Raw genomic sequence first — 21740 nt, 5'->3', positions numbered from 1 at the left:
GCGAAGGAACTCATGATGACCGGCTTGACCAGACGCACCCTCCTCGGCGGCGGCCTCGCGGCAGCCGCGGCGACCACTGCAACGGCGTTGACAGCGCAGCCGTCGTTCGCGGCGACGCACCCGGCGAAGTACTCGGAGTACTACCGCTACTTCGATGTGGGACCCCGTGGCTTCCCCATGCACGACACCCACTGGGCCGCGCAGGGCCTGACCAACTGGGGCCGCGATCTGCTGATCATCAGTTACTACGACTCGCGCTACGAGGGCGACGACTGGAAGAAGCGGGCCAACAGCAGGATCGTGATCCTGCACCGTGCGACCCTCAGGCCGATCAAGACGCTGATCCTGGACACCCAGCGGCACGTCGGCGGCATCGCCACCACAGGTCACTTCTTCTGGGTGGCGATGGACGGAAGGTTGCTCCGCTACCCCGTCTCCAGGCTCAGCAAGCCGAGCGGAAGCCTGATCCGTGCGGACCACACCGCCGACATCGCGAGCGACGCGTCATACGCGTTCGGCCAGGGTGAGAACGTCTGGGTCGGCACCTGCGACCACTACCACCGCTCTTCGATGTATCGCTACGCGGTGGCCAGCAGCGGCGCACTGACTCGCCGCGAAGTGCTGCCGACACCGCCGAAGGTCCAAGGTGTCGCGGTCGTCGGCAACCGGATCGTCTGGTCCACGTCCTGGGGAACGGCCGACAGCCGGCTGGTCGTCTGGCCCCGCCATACGCGCTACAACGGTGACGCACGCATCGGGAACTGGATCACCTGCCCTCCGCGCTCCGAGGGCCTCGCATATGCGGCCGGGCGCTTGCACCTCATCTACGAGTCGAGCGCACTCCGTTACCGCTCCACGACGCCGCACGTCATACGCAGCGTCCACCACGGCTCGATGCCGTCGTTGAACGGCTGATCAGTCGGCGCGTATGACGAGAGCGGTCGCGATGGCCGCGACCCCTTCACCGCGACCTGTCAGCCCGAGGCCTTCCGTCGTGGTGCCGGCGACCGACACCGGCACACCGCCCAGCGCATTGGACAGAGCCGCCTGCGCCTCGGCGCGACGCTTGCCGATCTTCGGGCGATTGGCGATGACCTGCACGGCGACGTTGCCGATCTGGAAACCGTTGTCTGCCAGGATATTTCGGGCTTCGGCCAGCAGGCGGGCGCCCGAGGCACCGGCCAGCTCCGGGCGGTCGACGCCGAAATGTGCGCCGAGGTCACCGATCCCGGCGGCCGAGAACAGCGCGTCACACATCGCGTGGGCGGCCACGTCCCCGTCGCTGTGCCCCTCGACGCCGCGCTCCCCCGGCCATTCCAGCCCGGCGAGCCACAGCGACCTATCGTCCTCGGCAAAGCCATGGACGTCGACACCGATCCCGGTGCGCGGCAACATCATGGGTGACTCCTCATCCAGTCGATCACAGTGTCGGCGAGCTCGTCCGGCGTGGACGTCGCGGCATCGAGACGCAGGTCGGGGGACCATGGGTGGTATTCGCGATCCAGCACGTGCTGCCAGGTCGGGACCTGCAGGCCCGGTATGTCGGACTCCCGCTCGCCGACCCGTCGCTCGTGCAGCGCGCTGTCCGAGCAGTGCAGCTCGACCTCGACGACTCGGGCGTGGTGGGTGGTGGCGACGTCACGCCACCAGTCGCGGGTCTCGGGCATCGGGTTGACGGTGTCGGCGACGACGGACAGGCCAAGGGCCAGCTGGTCACCCGCCATCCGGAAGGCCACGGCATACCCCTCGGGCCCGGTGATCTTGTCGGCCAGCCCGGTGTGCACCAGGGTGGCCTCGATCGTGTCGACACGTATGTGCGCCAAGGGGATCCGTCGGGCGAGTGCTCGTGCCAGCGTGGTCTTGCCGGTGCCGGGCAGACCGCCGAGGATGACAAGGGTCGGCCGCGCGGTTTCGATACGGTCCCCTCCGCTCCGGCACCCCACGAAGTTTCTCCCCCGCTCCGCTCCTCCGAATACTTCGCGGGGGCCCCGCCTGCGCTCCCCCGACCTACTCAACCCGCTAGCGCGTGCCAGCATCCGCTCGGCGGCTTCGATGTCGGGCGGCAGGGTGACCTTCATCGCGAGCGGGTCACCGTCGATGACCTGGACGGTGCCGCCGGCGCGCTCGATCAGCATCGCGTCGTCGGTGGCGTCACCGCCGCGGGTGTGCGCCGCTTGCAGTGCTGCCCGCCGGAAGCCCTGCGGGGTCTGCACCGCGCGCAGGGACGAGCGGTCCGGTGTCCGCACGACCCTTGCCGTGCCGTCGATCTGCTTGATGGTGTCGCTGACCGGTAGGCCGGGGACGACGGCGTCCGCACCAGCGGCGACCGCAGCGGCGACCGCGCCGAACAGTGCCGGTGGCGCCAGGGCACGGGCTGCGTCATGGACCAGCACGATGTCGACCTCGCGTGGCAGCGCCGCCAGGCCGGCGGCCACCGAGTCGGTGCGCTCCGCGCCGCCCGGTATGACGGTCACCTCCGGCAGGAGTGCCCGGAACTCGGCCAGGTGTGTCGCTGGTGCGACGACGACCACGGCTGCCGCAGGTTTCGATACGTCCCGACGCCTCGGCTCGTTCCTCGCCGCGCCGTCGAGACTACTCAACCAGCGAAGGGAGCGGTCGACGGCGTGCTCGACCAGGGTGCGACCACCGACCCGGACGAGGGCCTTCGGCATACCGGCGCCCAACCGGACACCCATGCCTGCCGCGACCACGACAACGCCCACGACCGAAAGGTCGTGGGCGTTGTGCTGAGTTGACTGGCTCAGGAGGCGAGCACCTCGTCGAGGGTGGCCTCTGCCTTGTCTTCGTTGGTGTGCTCCGCGAGCGCGAGCTCGGACACCAGGATCTGACGTGCCTTCGCGAGCATGCGCTTCTCGCCGGCCGACAGACCGCGGTCCTGATCGCGACGCCACAGGTCACGCACGACCTCGGCGACCTTGATCACGTCGCCCGACGCGAGCTTCTCGAGGTTTGCCTTGTAGCGACGGGACCAGTTGGTCGGCTCTTCGGTGTGATCGGCGCGAAGCACCTCGAACACACGGTTGAGACCTTCCTTGCTGACGACGTCACGCACGCCGACCAGATCGCAGTTCTCGGCCGGGACTTCGATCTTGAGGTCACCTTGGGCGACCTTGAGAACGAGGTACTGCTTGTCCTCTCCCTTGATCTTGCGGACATTGATCTCTTCGATGAGCGCCGCTCCGTGATGCGGGTAAACGACCGTCTCGCCGACCTTGAAAACCATGTGTTGTTTTCCCCTTTCGCGGTTCCCAGAATATCACGAGTTACGCACGTCACATAAACGTTTCCGCAGGTCAGGGGCCCTCCACAGCCCTTCCCCGAGATCTTGACAACCTGCATTCGGCGTGCTCCGCGCGCGCGTTGTTCAAGTGGTATGCCGAAAGGGCCGAATGCCGGGTCACGGCCGGCGTCGACCGACCGCTAGGCTGCGCGTGTGACGCGACGACTGCCTTCCCACCTCCCTTCGGTGTCCCGGCCAACCCTCGGGGCAGTGTCCCTGGCAGCGGTGGCCGCCACGACGCTGAGCGGCTGCATGTACCTCTCGCCGGCTCAGACCACGAAGAGCTACGAAGCCTCCGACGGCACCAACACGACCATCGGAGCGCTGCAGCTGCAGAACGTCCTGATCGTCGCCGGCGCCAAGGGCGAGACCGGCTCGATGCAGGGGCTCGCCGTCAACAACGGAGACTCGGCGATCAAGCTGACCGTCACCGCGGGCAAGAAGAACGCCACGCTCACCGTCCCCGCGGAGACCGCCGTCCGACTGGACGGCAAGCGCACCGCGGACGACAAGGCGACCGTGTCCCCGGTCACGGTGCCGTCGGTGTCGGCCCGTCCGGGCACCTCGCAGAAGGTCACCTTCACCACCGCGAAGTCGGGTGCGACCGACGTCCAGGTCCCGGTGGTGCTCGACCAATACCCCTACGGTTCGGCCTCCCCCGACCACGGGACCTACACGCCGCCGCCGGCGACCGAGACCCAGGAGCCGGACGCCTGATCCGGCACCGGTGATCCGGCGCCCCACAGCACGACGAACGGCCGCTGACGGCATACGCCTGCCAGCGGCCGTTCCCACGCCATGGATGTGCTCAGGCGGTGTCGAACTTGTAGCCCAGTCCGCGCACCGTCTGGATGTGTAGGGGGTTGCCCGGGTCGAGCTCGATCTTCGCGCGCAGCCGCTTGATGTGCACGTCCAGCGTCTTGGTGTCGCCGACGTAGTCGCTGCCCCAGATGCGGTCGATCAGCTGCGAGCGGGTCAGCACCCGGCCGGTGTTGCGCAGCAGCAGCTCCAACAGCTCGAATTCCTTGAGCGGCAACGAAACCGGCTCTCCGGCGACGACGACCGTATGGCGCTCGACGTCCATCCGCACCGGTCCGCCCTCAAGGGTCGCGGGCAGCAGCTCCTCGCTCTCCTGACCGCGCCGCAGCACAGCCTTGACGCGGGCGAGCAGCTCCCGGGCCGAGTAGGGCTTGGTGACGTAGTCGTCCGCGCCGAGCTCCAGGCCGACCACCTTGTCGACCTCGCTGTCCTTGGCGGTCAGCATGATGACCGGCACGTTCGACTTCTGCCGCAGCACGCGGCACACATCGACGCCGGACATGCCCGGCAACATGAGGTCCAGCAGCACGAGGTCGGCGCCGCTGCGGTCGAACTCCAGCACTGCGTCCGGGCCGGTCTCGGCCAGGGCGACTTCGTAACCCTCCTTGCCGAGCATGTAGGTGAGCGGGTCGGAAATGGACACTTCGTCCTCGACCACGAGGATGCGCGTCATGGGGTGACCTTCCGTTGGGTGTCAGGTATGACGGGTGGGGTGGGTGGCACGGGTTGTGCCGTGGGAAGACGGACGGTGAAGGTCGAGCCCTGGCCCGGTTCGGACCAGACGGTGACCTCCCCGCCGTGGTTGGCGCAGACGTGCTTCACGATCGCGAGGCCGAGCCCGGTGCCGCCCGTGCGCCGCGATCGGGCGGCGTCCATCCGGTAGAAGCGTTCGAAGATGCGGTCCAGCTCGGCCGGCGGTATGCCGGTCCCCTGGTCCTTGACCAGGACCGACACGAAGTCGGAGCCGGCGTGGACGGTCACGCTGACCCTGGTGTCGCTGTCGGAGTAGTTGACGGCGTTCTCCACCAGGTTGCGCAGCGCGGTCGTGATGAGGTTGGGGTCGCCATACACCTGCGCCGGCAGGTGCGGGTCGCCCAAGGCGGTCGTGACGGTGATCCCCTTGTCCGTCGCCAGCAACTGCAGGTGGCCGACCGCTTCCTTGGCGCACTGCCGCACGTCGACCAGCACCGGCTCGTCGATCGCGTCGTCGACCTGCAACCGCGAGAGATCGACGATCTCCTGCACCAGGCGCGCGAGTCGGGTCGTCTCCACCTGCATCCGCCCCGCGAACCGGTGGACGGCCTCGCTGTCGTCGCGGGCTTCGTCCATGGCCTCGGCGAGCAACGTCAGGCCGCTCACCGGCGTCTTCAACTCGTGCGAGACGTTCACGACGAAGTCGCGGCGGATCTCCTCGACGCGCCGCGCGTGCGTCCGGTCCTCGACGAGCAACAGGACGTGCTGGGCACGAAGCGGTGCGACCCGGACGTCGAGCATGAGTTGCGCGCTGCCGAGCGGGCCTCGGGCGACTTCGAGTTCGACTTCTCGGACCTCGCCGTCACGGCGCACCGCGCGCACCAGCTCGAGCAGCCGGACGTGCGCCAGCTCGGTGTTGCGCACCAACCCGAGCGCGCCCGCACTGGGGCTCGACCGCACGACCTTGTCGGAGGCGTTCATGACGATGATGACCGAGCTCAACGCGTCGAGGACATCGCTCGCCGCCGGCGCCAGTGGCGAAACGGGTCGATCCGGCGCGCCGGCCACCGGGCGGGCTCCCCGACCGGGCAGCAGCCGACCGACGGCGAAGCCGACGATCAACGCCACCACGGCGGCGACAATTGCGACCATCACGGCGACCAATGTACGCACCCGCGACACCGGCTTTTCACCTCGGAGGCGCCGTATGCCGGGTGTGTGCCGACCGTTCATCTACGGGTCCCGTCATGTTCACCAACCCCTGGGAAGGTCCACCATGGACGGACCTACCGCGGGGGTGGGACGGCCGTATGACGCCATACGTGCTGGTGCGGTTGTCTGATTCACTACGGGTGCAATGCCGACCGGCGCCACCCGATGCCACCATCCGACGCTCCACCCGACAAAGGATCGAAGTTCAGATGCGCGACGCTTTCCACGACGACCTCGACAGGGTCTCCGACGACCTCGTCGAGATGACCACCATGGTCGGTGCCGCCATGCGGCGGGCAACTACGGCCCTGCTCGAGACCGACCTGACGACCGCCGAGAGCGTGATCGCCGCCGACGACGACATCGACAACCTGCGCCGCGAGGTCGACGACCGTGCGGTCGACCTGCTGGCCCGCCAGCAGCCCGTCGCCACCGACCTGCGGATGGTCGTGACGGCCATGCACATGTCCAGCGACATCGAGCGGATGGGTGACCTGGCCCGGCACGTCGCGAAGGCGGCTCGCCGTCGCTACCCCGATTGCGCCGTCCCGGACCAGTTGCACGGCACCATCAGGGAGATGGCCGACGTCGCCGAACGTCTCGTGTCGGCCACCGGTCAGGCGATCGCGAACAAGGACGTCCACGGCGCCGTCGCGATCCAGACGATCGACGACCAGATGGACGAGCTGCACCGCAAGATCTTCGGTGAGCTCCTCAACCAGACGTGGGAGCACGGCACCGAGGCCGCGGTCGACACCACATTGATCAGCCGCTACTACGAGCGCTTCGGTGACCACGCGGTCGCCGTCGCCAACCGCATCGTCTATCTGGTCACCGGCCGCTACGGCTCGGAGTCAGAAGGGCTCAAGCGCTGAGTCGCTCGGCGAGCGAATAAGTGACGACAGTAGCGAGGTACACGCCACACGCCGCCCCGCCGGACGAATAAGTGACGACAGTAGCGAGGTACACGCCACACGCCGCCGCGCCGGACGAATAAGTGACGACAGTAGCGAGGTACACGCCACACGCCGCCCCGCCGGACGAATAAGTGACGACAGTAGCGAGCTACGAACTGGGCAGCGCAGCGCCGGCCTCCACCACGGCCGCGAGGAGTCGAAGCAGAAGGCTCAGCGCCCCTGGTTGGCGACGGCCTCGGCGGCGGCCTTGGCAGCCACCGGGTCCAGGTATTCACCGCCGGGCACCGTCGGCTTCAGGTCCTCGTCGAGGCGGTAGACCAGCGGCTGCCCGGTCGGGATGTTGAGCCCCACGATGTCGTCGTCGCTGATGCCGTCGAGGTGCTTGACCAGCGCCCGCAGTGAGTTGCCGTGCGCGGCCACGAGCACCGTCTTGCCGTCCTGGAGGTCCGGCACGATGGACTGCTCCCAGTAGGGCAGGAAGCGGGCGATGACGTCCTTGAGGCACTCGGTCGCCGGCAGCTCGTCACCGAGGTCGGCGTACCGCGGGTCGGCGTCCTGGCTGAACTCGCTGCCCGCCTCGATGGCCGGCGGCGGAACGTCGAAGGACCGGCGCCAGGTCATGAACTGCTCCTCGCCGAACTCCGCCAGGGTGGCCTTCTTGTCCTTGCCCTGCAGCGCTCCGTAGTGGCGCTCGTTGAGCCGCCAGCTGCGCCGCACCGGGATCCAGTGCCGGTCCGCGGTGTCGAGTGCGACCCCAGCGGTCGAGATCGCCCGGCGCAGCAGTGAGGTGTGCACGACGTCCGGCAGCACCCCGCTCTCGGCGATCAGCTCGCCGCCGTGCACGGCCTCGGCCCGCCCCTTGGCACTCAGCGGGACGTCGACCCAGCCGGTGAAGAGGTTCTTGGCGTTCCACTCGGACTCGCCGTGACGAAGCAGCACCAGGGTGTAAGTCATGGCCGCCATCTTACGAACGCTCGGAGCCGCCGGCGTCGTGGTCCAAAAGGTGACGGAAGGCCTCGAGGTTGCGAGTGGACTCGCCGCGGCTGATCCGCCAGTCCCATTCCTTCTGCATCGAGCTGCGGAAGCCGATCACCAGCAGCTCGTTGAAGATCTCGTCGGCGGCCTCGAGCACGATCCCGAAAAGTGTGTCCAGGTATGCCGAGTCGACCGCCGCCACCGGCGTCCGGGAGACCACGAAGACGTCGCCGTGCTCGTCGGTCGCGTAGGCGATACCGGGCCGCCGCAGGTTGCGCCGGAGCAGATATTGGTAGAACTCCGAGTGGTTCTCGTCGGGATGTCGTATGACGAAAGCTGTTGCTGTCACCGCAGTTTCACCGACCAGCAACGAGACAACCGTCTTCAGTTTGCGCTCACCCGGCAGGCTGATGACCCATTCGCCGTCACGAGCGCCGAGCTCCCACTCGAGCTCTGTTTCGGCGAGGTACTGCTCGACAGCCTGCTGTATGTCGTTCATGTCATCTCCTTCGGGCGACTCGGTCATGGGATCGGGGCGGTCGGCGCACCTGCGAAACTCGGTGTCGCCAGGTCGGGTGCCTCGGCGACGGCGGACCGACACGCTTCCCGGTAGACCTCCAGCAGGCGCTCACTCGTGGCGTCCCAGCCGAACCGGGCCGCGTGCTCGATCGCGTTGCCGGAGAGCTCTTTCCGGCGGATCGGGTCGTCCAGCAGGTCGCCGAGCGCGGTCGCCCAGTCACCCGGGTCGTGACCATCGACCAGGACACCCGCGTCGCCGACGGCATCCGGCAGGCCGCCGACGTCGGCGGCGACGACCGGGGTCCCGCACGCCTCTGCCTCCAGCGCGACCAACCCGAAGGACTCCGAATACGACGGCACCGCAAGGAGATCCGCAGCGCGGTACCACTGCGCCAGCTCCGAGCGGCTCGCCGGCGGGACGAACTGCACGACGTCGGCGATGCCGAGTTCACGGGCCAGTTGCTGCAGGCCACGCGGCTTGTCGAGCCCGGTGCCACTGGGTCCGCCGAGCACTGCCACCACCAGCTTGCCGCGCCGGTCGGGATCGCGCTCGAGCAGCTCCGCCACCGCGCGCAGCAGGACGTCGGGTGCCTTCAGCGGCTGGATCCGCCCGACGAAGAGGATGACCTGGGCACCGTCCGGCAGGCACACCGCAGACCGTGCCGCGGTGCGATCTCCGGGTGTAAAAGTCTCGAGATCGACTCCGGGAGAAACGATTTCGACCAGCTCGGAGTCTGCGTCATAGAGGTCGACGAGCTCGTTGGCCTCCCGGGGAGTGTTAGCGACGAGCAGACTGGCTGCGCGCACGACCTGCTCCTCACCGATCTCACGGCCGCTCGGCTCCGGGCGGTCGTCCTGCGCCAGCGACGCGTTCTTGACCCGGGCCATGGTGTGCATGGTGTGCACCAGCGGCACGTCCCAGCGGTCGGCGGCGAGCCAGCCGACCTGGCCGCTGAGCCAGTAGTGCGAGTGCACCAGGTCGTAGTGACCCTCGGGGCTGAGCGCGACGTGGCGCATGACACCGGCGGCGAAGGCACACAGCTGACCGGGCAGGTCGTTCTTGGCCAGGCCCTCGTAGGGGCCCGCGTCGACGTGTCGCACGAGCACTCCGGGCGCCAACTGCACCGTCTCGGCCAGTGCCGCCGAGGTGCGCCGGGTGAAGATCTCGACCTCTATCCCCCGTCGGCCGAGTCGTTTCGCGGTCTCGACGACGTAGACGTTGAGACCGCCGGCGTCCCCCATGCCGGGCTGGTCGAGGGGTGAGGTGTGCACACTGATCATCGCGACTCTGCGCACGGGACACGGCTGGTCGGAAACTGCTGTCACCGACCCAGTCTCCCACCCTGTCCGTCCCGGCGAATCCGCCGACGTCGGAACGTCCACCCGGGTGCACCACGCCATTACCGTGACTCGTATGCGCACTCCAGGAGACTGCGCCCGTCTTCGGGTCCTGGGTCATGTCGAACTCCTCTGCGGCTCCACAACCCTGCCGCTGAGCCAATTGGAACGATCCCTGCTCGCTCGGGTGGCCATGTGCCCGGACGGCGGATCGGTGTCCGCGGACGCCCTGGTGCCGTGGATCTGGGGTGACGAACCGCCGTCGTCAGCACGAAATCGGGTGCAAGCGCTGGTGTCCGGCCTGCGTCGCAAGGGCCGCGAGTTCGCGTTGATCGAGACGACGAAGACCGGCTACCGGCTGGCCGACGGGGTTCGCTCCGACTGCGCGGAGTGGCGCGAGCTGACCGCCGGCGACGAGGAAGACCTCGCCGAGCGCTGGAGTCGCCTCAGTGCCGCCATCGAGGTCTTCGGCGACCCGCCACTGCAGAACATCCCCGCCACCGACGACGTACACCTCGCCCAGCAGACGCTCGCCGGTGAACGCCTCAACGTGATCGAGGAATGTAACGAGCTCGCCCTTCAGTTGGGCGAATTCCGCGGCCTGACGACCCGTTTGACCGCTCTCGTTCAGAGTCAACCGTTCCACGAGGCATTCGCCGCACAGCTGATGCGCGTTCTCGCGGCGACCGGGCGCCAGGAGGAGGCGCTGCGGGTCTACCGCGACATCTACCGCAGGCTCGACGAGGAGTTGGGCGTCACACCGTCCGAAGTGCTGCGGGACGCGCACTGCGACGTGCTCAACGGCGTCCAGTCGACCGCTGCCGCAACCCAGGCGACGCACGACGCGCCATACGCCGCAGTGCCCGAGCGGCCGCCCACGGCGCCCGCGCCCGCCCCGGCCGCAGACGTCATACCGGACGCCACGCCGACGCCACATGCGGGCATTTCGCAGTTGCCCGTGCCGCGCACCCTCCCCAGGGATCCTTCACACTTCGTCGGCCGGGATGACGAGACCGCACACATCCGACGGGCCGCGCAGCGGACGGCCGAAGAGGCCGTCGTGGTCGCCGTCACCGGCCTGACCGGGGTCGGCAAGAGCGCGCTCGCGATCCATGCGGGGCGCCAGGTGCAGGACGGTTTCCCGGACGGCACCCTGTATGCCGATCTCGGCAACGGCGAGGTCCTGGACGTCTCGGGAATTCTGGGGTCGTTCCTCCGGCTGCTCGGGGTCCGCACCCGCGCCATACCCGAGGACGTCACCGCACGCACCGGCCTCTTCCGGTCGATCCTGGAGGAACGACGCGTGCTGATCGTCATCGACAACCTGACGGAGGTCACTCCGCAGGTGGCCGAGTCGCTCGATCAGCTGTTGCCGGTCTCGGCCGGTTCGATGGCGATCGTCACCTCCCGCGGCATCGACGCGGCCATCGACGACTGGACGCCGATTCGCCTGCGGTCATTGCAGATCGAGGACGCCCGGAGCCTGCTGGCATCGCTCATCGGTGACGAGCGAGTCGCCGCGGACGTCGCCGGCGCGACCGAACTCCTCGACGCGACGGGCCGCCTCCCGCTCGCCATCCGCCTGGTCGCCGGCCGGCTGGCGCACCGGCCGGACCGTCAGTTCGGGCCGATGGCCCGGCGGCTGCTGTCGAGCGCTGCCGGCGGCCGGGACGCCCTGGAGGGCCTGCGCAAGAGCGTGCAGATGGTCTGGGAGCGTCGCACCCAGGACGAGCACCGGGCGGTCGCGCTCGTCGCGCACCTGCCGCTGAGCGGCGTCAGCGGATGGATGCCCGGCACGATGCTGCACGACGAGGATGCTGGCGACGACCTCATCGAGACACTGCTGGCGACCAATCTGATCGAGCCGGTCGAGCGCGACAACGAGGCCACGATCTATCGGTTGCACAGCCTGGTGGCGCAATTCGCCCGGGCGGAGCACCCGATCGACGACGCGACTCGGCATACGGCGCTTACCGACCTCGGCCGCGAGTTGCTGCGCCGGGCCAGCAGTTTCCACGGCGCCTTCCATCGCCGGTTCGTGCCGGCCGCACCACCGATGCCCGACGACGGCACTCCCCCGCTCCCCACGGCGGACGTCGCCGTCGCCCGTGCCTTCTTCCGGGCGGACGGGCGGGCGATGCTTACCATCGCCGAGACGCTGGCCGACTCCGTTCCGGAGCTGTCCTGGCGCTTGCTGGTCGCCGCTGCGAATGCCCAGCACACCTTCGTCGGGCACGGCAGCTGGCTGGGCGTCGCCGCCACCGTGCGGGAGCGCCTCGACTCGGCCTCGTCCGACCAGCAACACGGCCGTGCCCTCCTGCTGCTGGCCGAGGCCTGGCACCGTCAGGACCTGCGCTCGGAGTCGCGCGCAGCGCTTGCCGCGGCCGACGGCGCCCGGAAGGCGTTGACCTTGCTCGGCGCCAACCACGCGGCGGCCGCCGCGGACATCGTCACCGCGCAGGCCGCCTTGTCCCTGGGCCGCCGGCCGCTGGTGGAGGCCGCGCTCGGTCGTGCCGAGGGGCTGCTGGCGGACGCGACCGACCCGACATACGCCGGTTGGGCGAGCACCGTGCGCGGGGTGTTGCACAACGACTACGACGAGCTGGAGGCCGCCGACCACGAGTTGATGCGAGCCCGGGACCTGCTCGCCGACGACGGGGACCGGATCGCCTACGCGACCGCGACGATCGAGCTGGCCCGGGTCACCTGGCGGCAACGGCACCTCGGCTCGGTCAACGTCCTGCTGACCGAGGTGACGACCCTGCTGCAGAACCTCGGCGAGGAGCACCTGCTGTCCTACGCGCTCGACGCGAGGTCGGAGATGAGCTATCAGCTGGGGCGCGACGACGAAGCGCTACAGGAAGCCGAGATCGTATGGCGCCGCGCGGTCGACTCCCAGGATCTCTTCCTGGCGGCCCGCGCCCGTCGCACCAAGGCCCGCGCGCTGGCGGCGCTGGGCCGGCTCGACGAGGCCGAGGAGGAGCTGCGGGAGAGCATCGAGGAGTGCACCGCACTGGACCGGCCGCTCAGCGTGGCCGCCGCGATGCACGACCTGTCGGTGGTGCTGTCCAAGCAGGGCCAGCACGCAGCGGCCGGAGAGCTGCGCCGGCAGGAGCGCGCCGCACGCGCCTCGGCGGACCTAGCTGCGCGCGAGGAGTTCGACCAGGCTTTCGGGCGGCAACTGGAAGATGTCGCCGATCCCGCATCCAGCTGAATCACGTGATTTTCCAGGTGTATTCACCGCCTCCAAACCACGGCTGACGGCGGCTGGGGCGCGGTCCACTGCGAGGACCGCGCCCAGCCGGGCTCAACCGTCAGCGTCCCGGATCAGGAGACCAACTAGCTGTGGTGGAACCTGGTTCGAGGGCCTGCTATCAGTGGTTGAACCAGGGCTGCGTCCAGCCGAGGTAGGTCTCGCCGAAGCTCGACTCGATGGTGGCGATGGTGGTCTTGTTGTAGTGGCCCGCCTGGTAACGGCCGTCGGTGCCCACGTCGGTCGAGGCGAACACGCCGCCACCGAGGGACAGCATGACGTGGCCGGCACCGGTCGAACCGCCCTTGAAGAATGCCAGGCCGCCTGCCGGCACGCTGCGGACGCCCGCGTGCTTGTCAGCCCCCGGCACCTGCGTCCAGTGGATGTATGCGGTCGCCGATCCGCTGTTGGACCAGCCGTACGCCAGACCCACGACGTGGTCGCACCATCCGGTGCCGAACGACGTGCTGCCGAGGTGGTTCTTCGCCCACGTCACGGCCTCTGCGCAAGTGCGCGGGTTGCCGAAGGTGTTCTTGCAGGTACCTGTGCTGATCGCGCCGATGTGGTGGCTGGCGTTGTTGTTCTTCAGCGTCGAGTTCAGGTTCCCCTTCACACCGGACGCGAAGGATTGCTTCGACCCGGCATACCCGCTGTTGTAGTAGACGTAAACGGTCTTGCCGGTGCGGTTCCAGACCGACGCGGCCTGGTTCTTGACGCACAGGCCCTTACCTGCGCCGGGACCCTTGAAGTCGTAGCAATCCGGCTGTGTCGCACCGTAATTCGAGATCGAGGTGCTGAAGTCCGAGACGGACCCCGCCTCGTTCGAGTTGTAATACAGGCAGAACTCACCCGACTCGCACACACCGTTGCGAGCCGTCGCTGCATGCGCGGCCGGTGCCGCCAGCGTGAAGCCGGCGCCGGCGACCATTGCGGATACCCCGACGACGGCCGCGGTCCTGCTGAGCCGTGAACGTGTGCTGACCATTTCGAACACTCCCTCTGACTGGTGGACTCCGTGTGGAACGAGCACCACCATGGCGAGGCGCACTGCGATTCCGCTGCGGCCGGTTCGCAGCGGCACCCCGGATCCACCGCAGCGGAAGCACCCGAATCGCAGCGCACCTTCGCACAATGGGGTGAATGAGAGCGAAGCAGAAACTGTCCGTCACCGCCGCGATCGCCGCCCTCGCCGCCGGAGCCACGCTCAGCGCGCACCCGTCACCGGCATACGCCGCGAGCTCACCGACCCCCATCACCGCCAGCAACTTCTGGCTGACCGCCGACTACGGCACGACCTACAGCGAGCCGGTCGCCGGCCTGCTCCAGCAGGCCGGGCACGCCTCGGTCAGCACCGTCATGGACCACGCGAACCACGACCGCAGTCCGGCCACTGCGATCTCGACGCAGGTTCACGGCTTCATCTGGGACTCCGGCGACAACAACGACACGAACGTCGCACCGCAGGGCATCACGACCAGCAGGGACGCGATCGGCACCGCGAACAACGGTCGGTATGACGGCCGCCAGCTGATCGCTGCCAGCTTCTACAACAACGATCCGAAGGGCAGCCGGATCAACCTGACCGACTGGGACAGCAACTATCCCGACAAGTACCGCTACGTCCTGCTCGTGGAGCCGACCGGCACGAAGGCGGCGCCGAGCTTCAAGGACGTGCAGATCCACGTCGGCGGCATCGCGTGGTACGGCAACTACCTGTATGTCGCCGACACGGGCAACGGCATGCGGGTCTTCGACATGAGCAAGATCATCAAGACCTACACCGGCGGCGACAAGTCGCTGATCGGCAAGCACGACACTCATTTCTACGCGCACAACTACGCCTACGCGTTGCCGCAGGTCGGCAAGATCACGTCGAACGTGGCGACCGGCACGACGAAGCTGACCTGGTCGACGATCTCGCTGGACCGGCCGAAGAAGTCGATCGTGATGACCGAATACAAATGCCCGACGACGGTGACGTGCAACTACCCGAAGGGCACCACCCGCGCCATACGGTTCCCATTTGCTTCTGGTGGGGCGAAATTCGCGGCCAAGACCTACGCCAACCAGGCGCTCAACACGCCCTTCCACTACCTGAACGGCGTCGCTTCCCACAACGGCCGCTGGTGGTTCAACGACTCGCACGACAAGAAGCTCTTCTATTGGGGCGGGTCCGGCGCGGTCAGCACCTACGACTGGGTCAGCTCGGGCGAGAGCATCAGCTACTGGGAGGACGCGACCGGCCCGGACGAGCTGTGGTCCCTGCGCGAAGGACTCGGCCACCGCAACGTCTTCGCCGTGAACCAAGGGTCCTACGACGGCTGAGGGGTCGCTAGTTCGCCATACCCGACGTCGCCAGATAGACCGTGCCGTCCCCGGACACGGTTGCGGCGCACTCACCGGCACCCAGGAAGCAGGACTCCCCCGCAGCCAGCTCGAGGCGGGTGTCCCCGCAGGTGATGGTCACCGGGTGGTGCAACGCGAGCGCGATGCGCGGCCGGTCGGTGCCGGGCAGTTGTATGGCGCCCTCGCCCGGCTCCACGACGTGCAACTGGAAGTGCGGCACGTCCACCGGGAACGAATGGACCCGGCCCGGGGTCGGCCGCTCCGGGACCATCTCGCGGTCGGTGTTGACGATCCGCAACAACTCGTCGATGTTGAGCGGCTTCGGGGTGAGACCGGCTCGCACGATGTTGTCTGAGTTGGCCAGCAGCTCCACACAGGTGCCGCGCACGTAGGCGTGCAGCACACCGGCGGGCACGAAGATGTAGTCGCCCGGTTCGAGGACGCGGTGCACCATCAGCAGCAGCACCACCGCACCGATGTCCCCCGGGAACTGCTCGGCCGCGCGCAGCACGGCGTCGAACGCCGCGGCATCCGGCCCGCTCAGTCCGCTGCCGCACGCCGAGACGACCCCACGCACCAGGACGTCCTGCTCCGACGCGGGCGCACGCAGCAGGTTGACCAGCAGGTCCGTCACCGGCGCCCGTGACCCGGCAACGTCGTCGACCATCCGGGACAACTCGGGCACGGCCAGCGACTCGACCACGCGGCGGACGTCGGCATACGCCCGCACACCGGCGAAGATCTCGAAGTCGGTGACCGCCACGAGCGACTCCGGCTTGGGCCACCGGTCGACGTAGGTGCCGGGCGCGGCGTCGAGCGCCTGCTCGGCGTCCGGATGCACCTGGATCGACAGCACGGTCTGCGGGGCGAGGATCTTCAGCAGGAACGGGAACCGGCCGCCGAAGTGCTCGGCCACGCGCGGGCCGAGAGCTGCGACCGGATCACGGGCGACGAGTGCGTCCAAGGTGGTCCCACGGATGCCGGCCGGCGCCGCTTCGTGCGCGCCCATCCACAGCTCGGCCTCGGGCTGCTCGGCCGGTGACGGTCGGCCGGTGAGCTCGGCCAGCACGGTCCGCGAACCCCAGGCGGACATCTTGATCTGTGGCCGCAGTTTCCCGATCACCCGGGTCTGCGCGGCCACCGTGGAATCCTCGATCACGGTCGGTGACGTCCGCTCACCAGCGGCCGTAGGGGCCGCTGTTGTTGCGCTTCGCCCGGCCGGTGACCTGCTGCAGCGCGGGTCGCACGTCGGCCAGGTAGACACCGGCCGCGACGACCGCGGCGATCTCGAAGATGCTGATCGGCGACAGGATGAACAAGAAGCCGATCATGCACGCGACGGCGGTGATGGCCAGCCAGGCGGGCTTGCTCCACTTACCGGCAGCAGTGAACGCGTCCGAGCGTTGCCGGATGCAGTCGACCAGCGCGAACAGCATCATCGCGAAGAGCGCGACGCCGAGCACGAGCGCGACCGTCTCCTGCAGGTGGACCAGACTTCCCATACGGCCACCCTAACCCGCCGATCGTGTGCATTTCCTGTGGTCAGCGGTACTGCAGCAGCGGTGAGCGGTCCGTGTGTCAGAAACCGACGGCGGTGATGGCGCCGACCGGCTCGCCGTGTCCGAGCACGTCAGCCCGACCCAGTGCGTCGACCGCGTCGCCGGTCACACCCGCGCGCCGCAGCAGCGCAGCCATCACGACCGGACGGGCCCGCTGCCCGCCGTCGGCGATCTTCACCGCCAGGCCGCGGCCGTCGGGCAGGCCCACGGCATACACGGCCTCGGCGCCGTCCTTGGCGATGAGCCCGTCGACACCGTTGATCAGCGCGGTCACGTCCCGGCGGGTGCCGCCGAGGTATTCGGGGTGTCGGCGGATCCCGTCGCGCACGGTCGCCTCGTGCGTGCCGGGCTGTGCGGCCGCGATCGCGCCGAACGCACGTGCCAGGCCGATCGGCGAGATCGCCATCACCGGTGCGCCGCAGCCGTCGGTCGCGACGGCCGCGATCTGCTCGTGCGCGATGTCGCTGATGGTCTCGGCCATCGCCTGCTGCAGCGGGTGCTGCGGGTCGCGGTAGGTCGTGGTGTCCCACCCGTTCGCTGCGCAGGTCGCCAACATGGCGGCGTGCTTGCCCGAGCAGTTCTGGGTGATCGACGTCGGGCCGTGCCCGTCGGCCAACCATGCGTTGCGCGCCTGCTCGTCATACGGGAGATCGGGGGTGTTCTGCAGGTCCGCCTCGCTGAGGCCGGCACCGGCGAGGATCGCCCGCACGCCCTCGAGGTGGAAGTCCTCACCGGAGTGGCTGGCGCTGGCGAGCGCGACGAGCTTCGGCTCGGCGAGCTGCAGTCCGCTGCGCAGCATCGCCAGGGTCTGCATCGGCTTGTTGGACGAGCGCGGGAAGCACGGCGCCGTGGCGTCGCCGAGCGCGAACTCGACCGCACCGTCCGGTGTGGTGATCACCGCGACGCCGCGGTGCACCGACTCGATGAACCCGCCGCGGTCGACCTGAGCCAGGACCGGGGCGTCGGACAGAGCAGTGAGAGAGGAAGCCACGCAGCGACGATAGAGCCGTATGGCGGCACCGCGCCCGCCGGGTCGCGGAACGAGAAAGGACCCCGCGCACCTCACGGTGCACGGGGTCCTTCGCAGTCAGTGCCAGATCAGTGGCAGTTGACCGTTTCAGGCCTTGTCAGCGGTCTCGACCTTCGCCTCGACCTTGGCCTCGACCGGCAGGGTCGGGGTCGCGGCGGTGGTCTTCGCCGGGGTGGTCTTCTTGGCGGCGGTGGTCTTCTTGGCCGGAGCCTTCTTCGCGGTGACCTTCTTGGCCGGAGCCTTCTTGGCGACCGGCTTCTTGGCGGCGGTCTTGGTGCTGCCGGCCTTCTTGGCGACCGAGCTGCGGGTCGGGCGCTTCGCGGCGCCCTGCTTCGCGGCGGTGCTGCGCACGACGGTCTCGGCCTCGGCCTCGACGGCGTCGGCGTTGCGGCCGACCAGGCCGGCCAGGCGCTCGACGCCCTTGGCGGCTTCCTTGCGGGCACCGAGGACACGCACGAAGGCGTTGTCGCCGGTCTCCGACACGGTCTCACGAGCGGTGCTCACGGCGGCGCGACCCTGCTCGGTGGCGCCGCGGGTGACCTCGACGCCGCGCTGGGCGAACTCGAGGTAGTTCTGGGCAAACTCGTCGTAGGCGCGCTCGACGTTGCCGGCGACGAGCTCGTAGCGCTCGGTGGCCAGCGAAGGCAGTGCGAAGATCTGGTCGCGAACATCGTTGACAGTGTTCAGGATTCGCTCCTGGACGTTCTCCGGGGAGAGCTCACCGCGCAGCGACTGAGCGGTCTCGGTGGCGCTGTCGAACGTGTTGCGGACGTTCTCGACCGCGGCGTCGGCGGCGCCGACCAGGGCGTAGAACGGGGACTCGAAGGTGCTCTTGCTGGGCATCGTCGTTGCCTTTCTTTCGGGATTCTTGCGGGTCATGGTCACGGCGCGATCGCGCCGCAGGATCGGTTTGCGGTCAGTCACCGACATACGAGTCGTAGACGTCGATCAATGCCTTGCGCTGTTTGTCGGTCAACCGCGGGTCGTTCTTGATGACCTGTCGCGTGTCGATGACGACCTCGCCGTCGGGCGCGGCCTCGAGGATGCCGGCGTGCACGTAGATCTGCTCGGCCGAGATGGCCAGACCCTTCGCGATCGCCTGCAGGATCTCGGCGCTCGGCCGCTTGAGGCCTCGCTCGATCTGCGACAGGTAGGGGTTGGAGATTCCGGCGCGATCCGCCACCTGCCGCAAGGACAGCTGCGCCTGCTGGCGCTGCTCCTTGAGGTACGTGCCGAGGTCGGTCACCGGGTTCGGGCTCATGTCCACAAGTATGCTAACTACAGTTAGCAAAATGCAAGCCGGAGCAAGCGTGAGTCGGGTCACAGTGCGTCCCTACCGACCGACCGTCGGCACTTCGGGACGCACCTCGCCCAACAATCCGTCCCCACCGACCGACCGTCGGCACTTCGGGACGCACCTCGCCCAACAATCCGTCCCCACCGACCGTCGGCACTTCGGGACGCACCTCGCCCAACAATCCGGGCCGGAAACACCTACGGCGCGACGATGGGCGTCTGCGCAGCGGCGATGTCCCCGGCATACAGCTGTATGTCGACGGGGGTGTTGCGCTTGATCACGGCAAGCGCGATCGGGCCGTCGACGGCATGCCGGGCGACGGTGGTGATGCGGCCGATCGGTCGCTCGCCGGGGGTCTTGACCAGCTCGGCGCCCTCGTCGGGCAGCACGTGCCCGGAACCGTCCAGGTGCAGGAACACCAGGCGGCGCGGCGGTCGGCCGAGGTTGTGCACGCGCGCGATCGTCTCCTGCCCGCGGTAGCAGCCCTTGTGCAGGTGCACGGCGGTGCGCAGCCAGTCCAGCTCGTGCGGGATCGTGCGGTGGTCGGTCTCCTTGCCGAGCCGCGGCCGCCACGCGCTGATCCGCTCGGCGTCAGCCGCCCAGGTGCCGGCCAGGTGCCGGTCGCCGACCTCTTCGACGAGTTGCTCGCGCGGCACGATCAGCTCCCGCCAGGCGCGTCCGGCGGCGGGGTGCTCCTCCACCTCGCTGTAGGTCGCGGTGTCCGCGCCGATCGCGGGCCACGGGTCGCGCCAGGCGATGACGCCGCGCGCTTCCCGCTCGGCGGGCAGCGACTCGTTGCCGATGGGTTCGCCGAGCACGGCATACGCATCCGAAAGATCGGTGACCTCGACGCGCAGCATGAAACGCATCGAGTTGAGCCACTCCACCAGTGCGGTCGAGGTGCCGGGTTCGAGGGTGATCCAAGTGGTTTCGCCGTCGTCGACGATGTGCAGGTCGTGCTCGATGTGGCCGTGCGGGCTGAGCACCAGCGACTCGGCCGAGGTGTATGGCGCCAGGTCGGTCAACTGCTGGGTGGTCATCGAGTGCAACCAACTCAACCGGTCCGGTCCGGTGACCGTGACGACCCCGCGATGCGACAGGTCGACCACGGCCAGTCCCTGCTCGAGCAGGCGTTGCTCGCGCAGGGGGTCTCCATAGTGTGCGGCCACACCGGCGTCATAACCGTCGGCCTGGACCGCACCGGGGTGTTCGAGCAGAGGACTCTCCACGGATGCCGTCGTCACTCTTCCAGGGTACGTCGGACGCAATAGTCATCGCCGCCGCCCGGTCGGACCTTAGACTTCGCGCATGAGTGGGGACGACAGGGACGACGAGCTGCCCGGCACCGACGATGCGTCCTCGGATGACTACGAAGACGCGGATCGCGATGCCTACTCGGACGGTGCCGACGCGACCGCGCAGCAGCCCGCCGACGGTGCCCCGGCAGAAGGAGCCGGGTATGCCGCCACGGCCACCCGCCGCGGCCGTCGCCACCGTAGGAGGAAGAAGGCCGGCTGGCTGAAGGTCACACTGCTGTCGCTGCTGTCGATGTTCCTGGTCATCGTGCTGGCGCTGGTCGGCTTCGCGCTCTACCTCAACCACGTACTCAGCTCCAACATCACCCACGGCGCCTCGCTGCCCAGCTCGACGGTGAAACCCGCTGCGGATGCTGGCAATTCGCAGAACATCCTGCTCCTCGGCAGCGACACCCGCTCGGGCACCGTCAAGAACGTCAGCGAGAACGCGCGCGCGGACGTCATACAACTGGTGCACATCAGCAAGGGCCACAAGTCCGTCCAGGTGATCCACTTCCCGCGGGACCTCTACGTGTCGATCCCGGGACACGGCAAGAACAAGATCAACGCCGCGTTCGCGTATGGCGGCCCTGGCCTGCTGGCCCAGACGATCTCGCAGATGCTCGGCGGCATCGTCATCGACCGCTACGCGATCATCGACTTCAAGGGCTTCGCCGACCTGACCGACGACCTGGGCGGTGTCAACGTCTTCGTGGCGCAGGCCTTCGACGAGAAGGGCTACGGCAAGTTCAGCAAGGGCTACAACAAGATGAACGGCGACCAGGCGCTCGGTTTCGTCCGCGAGCGCCACCAGCTCGCCGAGGGCGACATCGACCGCGGCCGCAACCAGCAGGCGTGGATCAGCGCCGTCGTGCACAAGACGTTGTCGGCCGGCACGCTGCTCAACCCGGTGAAGCTGACCAACACGGTCAAGGACCTGACCAAATACACCCAGGTCGACGCCGACACCTCCAGCGGCGACATCCGCAACCTGGCGCTGGACATGCGCAACCTGCGCTCGGGTGACATCACCTACTACACGGCGCCGTTCAGCGGCTTCGCCAACGACCCGGTCGCCGGTTCGATCGACGTGGTCAACAAGCCGCAGATGAAGAAGCTCGGCCGGGCGCTCTACCACGACAAGATGTCCGACTACTCCTACGGGAAGAACTCCATTCAGTGACGT

Annotated in this window: 21 protein-coding genes; 6 read left to right on the top strand and 15 right to left on the bottom strand. The window is 68.4% G+C overall.

Features of this window, described 5'->3' with window-relative positions; all coding sequences use genetic code 11:
• Positions 1–15 precede the first annotated feature (15 nt).
• Positions 16–915 carry a hypothetical protein gene (locus tag IEX71_RS19135; protein WP_188838674.1) on the top strand — a complete coding sequence of 300 codons (900 nt, stop codon included), beginning with the start codon at positions 16–18 and terminating at the stop codon, positions 913–915.
• Here the strand turns inward: IEX71_RS19135 and ispF are convergent, their stop codons facing one another.
• The 3 genes from ispF to IEX71_RS19120 are packed head-to-tail and all read right to left on the bottom strand — an operon-like array spanning position 916 to position 3244.
• Positions 916–1398 carry a 2-C-methyl-D-erythritol 2,4-cyclodiphosphate synthase gene (ispF, locus tag IEX71_RS19130; RefSeq protein WP_188838673.1) on the bottom strand — a complete coding sequence of 161 codons (483 nt, stop codon included), beginning with the start codon at positions 1396–1398 and terminating at the stop codon, positions 916–918. It abuts the gene before it with no gap.
• Positions 1395–2723 (bottom strand): 2-C-methyl-D-erythritol 4-phosphate cytidylyltransferase, encoded by a 1329-nt coding sequence (locus IEX71_RS19125; protein ID WP_188838672.1) that lies wholly within the window; start codon positions 2721–2723, stop codon positions 1395–1397. The genes ispF and IEX71_RS19125 overlap by 4 nt, the downstream gene beginning before the upstream one ends.
• A 38-nt stretch (positions 2724–2761) precedes the next feature.
• Complete coding sequence (locus tag IEX71_RS19120; protein ID WP_188838671.1) at positions 2762–3244, bottom strand: CarD family transcriptional regulator; 483 nt, start codon at positions 3242–3244, stop codon at positions 2762–2764.
• Between the two features lie 267 nt (positions 3245–3511).
• On the opposite strand from IEX71_RS19120, the gene IEX71_RS19115 reads away from it, so the two are divergent.
• Positions 3512–4018 carry a hypothetical protein gene (locus tag IEX71_RS19115; RefSeq protein WP_188838670.1) on the top strand — a complete coding sequence of 169 codons (507 nt, stop codon included), beginning with the start codon at positions 3512–3514 and terminating at the stop codon, positions 4016–4018.
• A 91-nt stretch (positions 4019–4109) separates the two neighbouring features.
• Here the strand turns inward: IEX71_RS19115 and IEX71_RS19110 are convergent, their stop codons facing one another.
• Together IEX71_RS19110 and IEX71_RS19105 are read right to left on the bottom strand one after the other, a co-directional pair.
• Complete coding sequence (locus IEX71_RS19110; RefSeq protein WP_188838669.1) at positions 4110–4793, bottom strand: winged helix-turn-helix domain-containing protein; 684 nt, start codon at positions 4791–4793, stop codon at positions 4110–4112.
• Complete coding sequence (locus tag IEX71_RS19105; RefSeq protein WP_188838803.1) at positions 4790–5965, bottom strand: sensor histidine kinase; 1176 nt, start codon at positions 5963–5965, stop codon at positions 4790–4792. The genes IEX71_RS19110 and IEX71_RS19105 overlap by 4 nt, the downstream gene beginning before the upstream one ends.
• Positions 5966–6234: 269 nt before the next feature.
• Here IEX71_RS19105 and phoU point away from each other — a divergent pair, with 269 nt between their 5' ends.
• Positions 6235–6900 (top strand): phosphate signaling complex protein PhoU, encoded by a 666-nt coding sequence (gene phoU / locus IEX71_RS19100; protein WP_188838668.1) that lies wholly within the window; start codon positions 6235–6237, stop codon positions 6898–6900.
• Positions 6901–7152: 252 nt separating this feature from the next.
• On the opposite strand, the gene IEX71_RS19095 is transcribed toward phoU, so the two are convergent.
• Genes IEX71_RS19095 through mshA form a run of 3 tightly spaced genes read right to left on the bottom strand, consistent with a single transcriptional unit; the run spans position 7153 to position 9717 of the window.
• A complete protein-coding gene (locus tag IEX71_RS19095) occupies positions 7153–7896 on the bottom strand; it encodes a phosphoglyceromutase (RefSeq protein ID WP_188838667.1) in 744 nt (247 codons plus the stop codon).
• A 10-nt stretch (positions 7897–7906) separates the two neighbouring features.
• Positions 7907–8416: a YbjN domain-containing protein gene (locus IEX71_RS19090; RefSeq protein WP_229749874.1), complete on the bottom strand. Its 510-nt coding sequence runs from the start codon at positions 8414–8416 to the stop codon at positions 7907–7909.
• 23 nt (positions 8417–8439) lie between these two features.
• Complete coding sequence (mshA, locus tag IEX71_RS19085) at positions 8440–9717, bottom strand: D-inositol-3-phosphate glycosyltransferase (RefSeq protein ID WP_229749895.1); 1278 nt, start codon at positions 9715–9717, stop codon at positions 8440–8442.
• A gap of 133 nt (positions 9718–9850) precedes the next feature.
• Here mshA and IEX71_RS19080 point away from each other — a divergent pair, with 133 nt between their 5' ends.
• The gene (locus tag IEX71_RS19080) at positions 9851–12988 is read left to right on the top strand and encodes an AfsR/SARP family transcriptional regulator (RefSeq protein ID WP_188838664.1); all 3138 of its coding nucleotides are present in this window, start codon (positions 9851–9853) and stop codon (positions 12986–12988) included.
• A gap of 160 nt (positions 12989–13148) precedes the next feature.
• Here the strand turns inward: IEX71_RS19080 and IEX71_RS19075 are convergent, their stop codons facing one another.
• Complete coding sequence (locus IEX71_RS19075) at positions 13149–14012, bottom strand: peptidase inhibitor family I36 protein (protein ID WP_188838663.1); 864 nt, start codon at positions 14010–14012, stop codon at positions 13149–13151.
• Positions 14013–14167: 155 nt separating this feature from the next.
• Here IEX71_RS19075 and IEX71_RS19070 point away from each other — a divergent pair, with 155 nt between their 5' ends.
• Positions 14168–15352, top strand: coding sequence for a hypothetical protein (locus tag IEX71_RS19070; RefSeq protein ID WP_188838662.1), 1185 nt, complete (start codon positions 14168–14170; stop codon positions 15350–15352).
• A gap of 7 nt (positions 15353–15359) precedes the next feature.
• Here the strand turns inward: IEX71_RS19070 and manA are convergent, their stop codons facing one another.
• From manA to ygfZ, 6 genes are all read right to left on the bottom strand, one after another.
• On the bottom strand, positions 15360–16514 hold the full coding sequence (manA, locus tag IEX71_RS19065; protein ID WP_188838661.1) for a mannose-6-phosphate isomerase, class I: 1155 nt from the start codon (positions 16512–16514) through the stop codon (positions 15360–15362).
• Between the two features lie 34 nt (positions 16515–16548).
• Positions 16549–16875: a DUF2516 family protein gene (locus tag IEX71_RS19060; protein WP_188838660.1), complete on the bottom strand. Its 327-nt coding sequence runs from the start codon at positions 16873–16875 to the stop codon at positions 16549–16551.
• A 76-nt stretch (positions 16876–16951) separates the two neighbouring features.
• On the bottom strand, positions 16952–17923 hold the full coding sequence (locus tag IEX71_RS19055; protein WP_188838659.1) for an asparaginase: 972 nt from the start codon (positions 17921–17923) through the stop codon (positions 16952–16954).
• Between the two features lie 126 nt (positions 17924–18049).
• Positions 18050–18886 (bottom strand): hypothetical protein, encoded by an 837-nt coding sequence (locus IEX71_RS19050; protein WP_188838658.1) that lies wholly within the window; start codon positions 18884–18886, stop codon positions 18050–18052.
• Positions 18879–19223 (bottom strand): helix-turn-helix domain-containing protein, encoded by a 345-nt coding sequence (locus IEX71_RS19045; RefSeq protein WP_188838657.1) that lies wholly within the window; start codon positions 19221–19223, stop codon positions 18879–18881. Before IEX71_RS19045 ends, IEX71_RS19050 begins: the two co-directional genes overlap by 8 nt.
• A 233-nt stretch (positions 19224–19456) precedes the next feature.
• On the bottom strand, positions 19457–20503 hold the full coding sequence (gene ygfZ / locus IEX71_RS19040; RefSeq protein ID WP_188838656.1) for a CAF17-like 4Fe-4S cluster assembly/insertion protein YgfZ: 1047 nt from the start codon (positions 20501–20503) through the stop codon (positions 19457–19459).
• A gap of 64 nt (positions 20504–20567) precedes the next feature.
• Here ygfZ and IEX71_RS19035 point away from each other — a divergent pair, with 64 nt between their 5' ends.
• Positions 20568–21737 carry an LCP family protein gene (locus tag IEX71_RS19035; protein ID WP_188838655.1) on the top strand — a complete coding sequence of 390 codons (1170 nt, stop codon included), beginning with the start codon at positions 20568–20570 and terminating at the stop codon, positions 21735–21737.
• Positions 21738–21740 lie beyond the last annotated feature (3 nt).

It is taken from the genome of Flexivirga endophytica (assembly GCF_014640635.1).
Lineage (GTDB): Bacteria > Actinomycetota > Actinomycetes > Actinomycetales > Dermatophilaceae > Flexivirga > Flexivirga endophytica.
This window is presented reverse-complemented; position numbering and strand designations above follow the sequence as displayed.

Excerpts from the sequence above, each read along its gene's own strand:
- IEX71_RS19135 (WP_188838674.1), top strand. The coding sequence starts at position 16 with ATGACCGGCTTGACCAGACGCACCCTCCTCGGCGGCGGCCTCGCGGCA.
- ispF (WP_188838673.1), bottom strand. The coding sequence starts at position 1,398 with ATGATGTTGCCGCGCACCGGGATCGGTGTCGACGTCCATGGCTTTGCC.
- IEX71_RS19120 (WP_188838671.1), bottom strand. The coding sequence starts at position 3,244 with ATGGTTTTCAAGGTCGGCGAGACGGTCGTTTACCCGCATCACGGAGCG.
- IEX71_RS19110 (WP_188838669.1), bottom strand. The coding sequence starts at position 4,793 with ATGACGCGCATCCTCGTGGTCGAGGACGAAGTGTCCATTTCCGACCCG.
- IEX71_RS19105 (WP_188838803.1), bottom strand. The coding sequence starts at position 5,965 with ATGGTCGCAATTGTCGCCGCCGTGGTGGCGTTGATCGTCGGCTTCGCC.
- phoU (WP_188838668.1), top strand. The coding sequence starts at position 6,235 with ATGCGCGACGCTTTCCACGACGACCTCGACAGGGTCTCCGACGACCTC.
- IEX71_RS19095 (WP_188838667.1), bottom strand. The coding sequence starts at position 7,896 with ATGACTTACACCCTGGTGCTGCTTCGTCACGGCGAGTCCGAGTGGAAC.
- IEX71_RS19090 (WP_229749874.1), bottom strand. The coding sequence starts at position 8,416 with ATGAACGACATACAGCAGGCTGTCGAGCAGTACCTCGCCGAAACAGAG.
- mshA (WP_229749895.1), bottom strand. The coding sequence starts at position 9,717 with ATGATCAGTGTGCACACCTCACCCCTCGACCAGCCCGGCATGGGGGAC.
- IEX71_RS19080 (WP_188838664.1), top strand. The coding sequence starts at position 9,851 with ATGCGCACTCCAGGAGACTGCGCCCGTCTTCGGGTCCTGGGTCATGTC.
- IEX71_RS19075 (WP_188838663.1), bottom strand. The coding sequence starts at position 14,012 with ATGGTCAGCACACGTTCACGGCTCAGCAGGACCGCGGCCGTCGTCGGG.
- IEX71_RS19070 (WP_188838662.1), top strand. The coding sequence starts at position 14,168 with ATGAGAGCGAAGCAGAAACTGTCCGTCACCGCCGCGATCGCCGCCCTC.
- IEX71_RS19060 (WP_188838660.1), bottom strand. The coding sequence starts at position 16,875 with ATGGGAAGTCTGGTCCACCTGCAGGAGACGGTCGCGCTCGTGCTCGGC.
- IEX71_RS19045 (WP_188838657.1), bottom strand. The coding sequence starts at position 19,223 with ATGAGCCCGAACCCGGTGACCGACCTCGGCACGTACCTCAAGGAGCAG.
- IEX71_RS19035 (WP_188838655.1), top strand. The coding sequence starts at position 20,568 with ATGAGTGGGGACGACAGGGACGACGAGCTGCCCGGCACCGACGATGCG.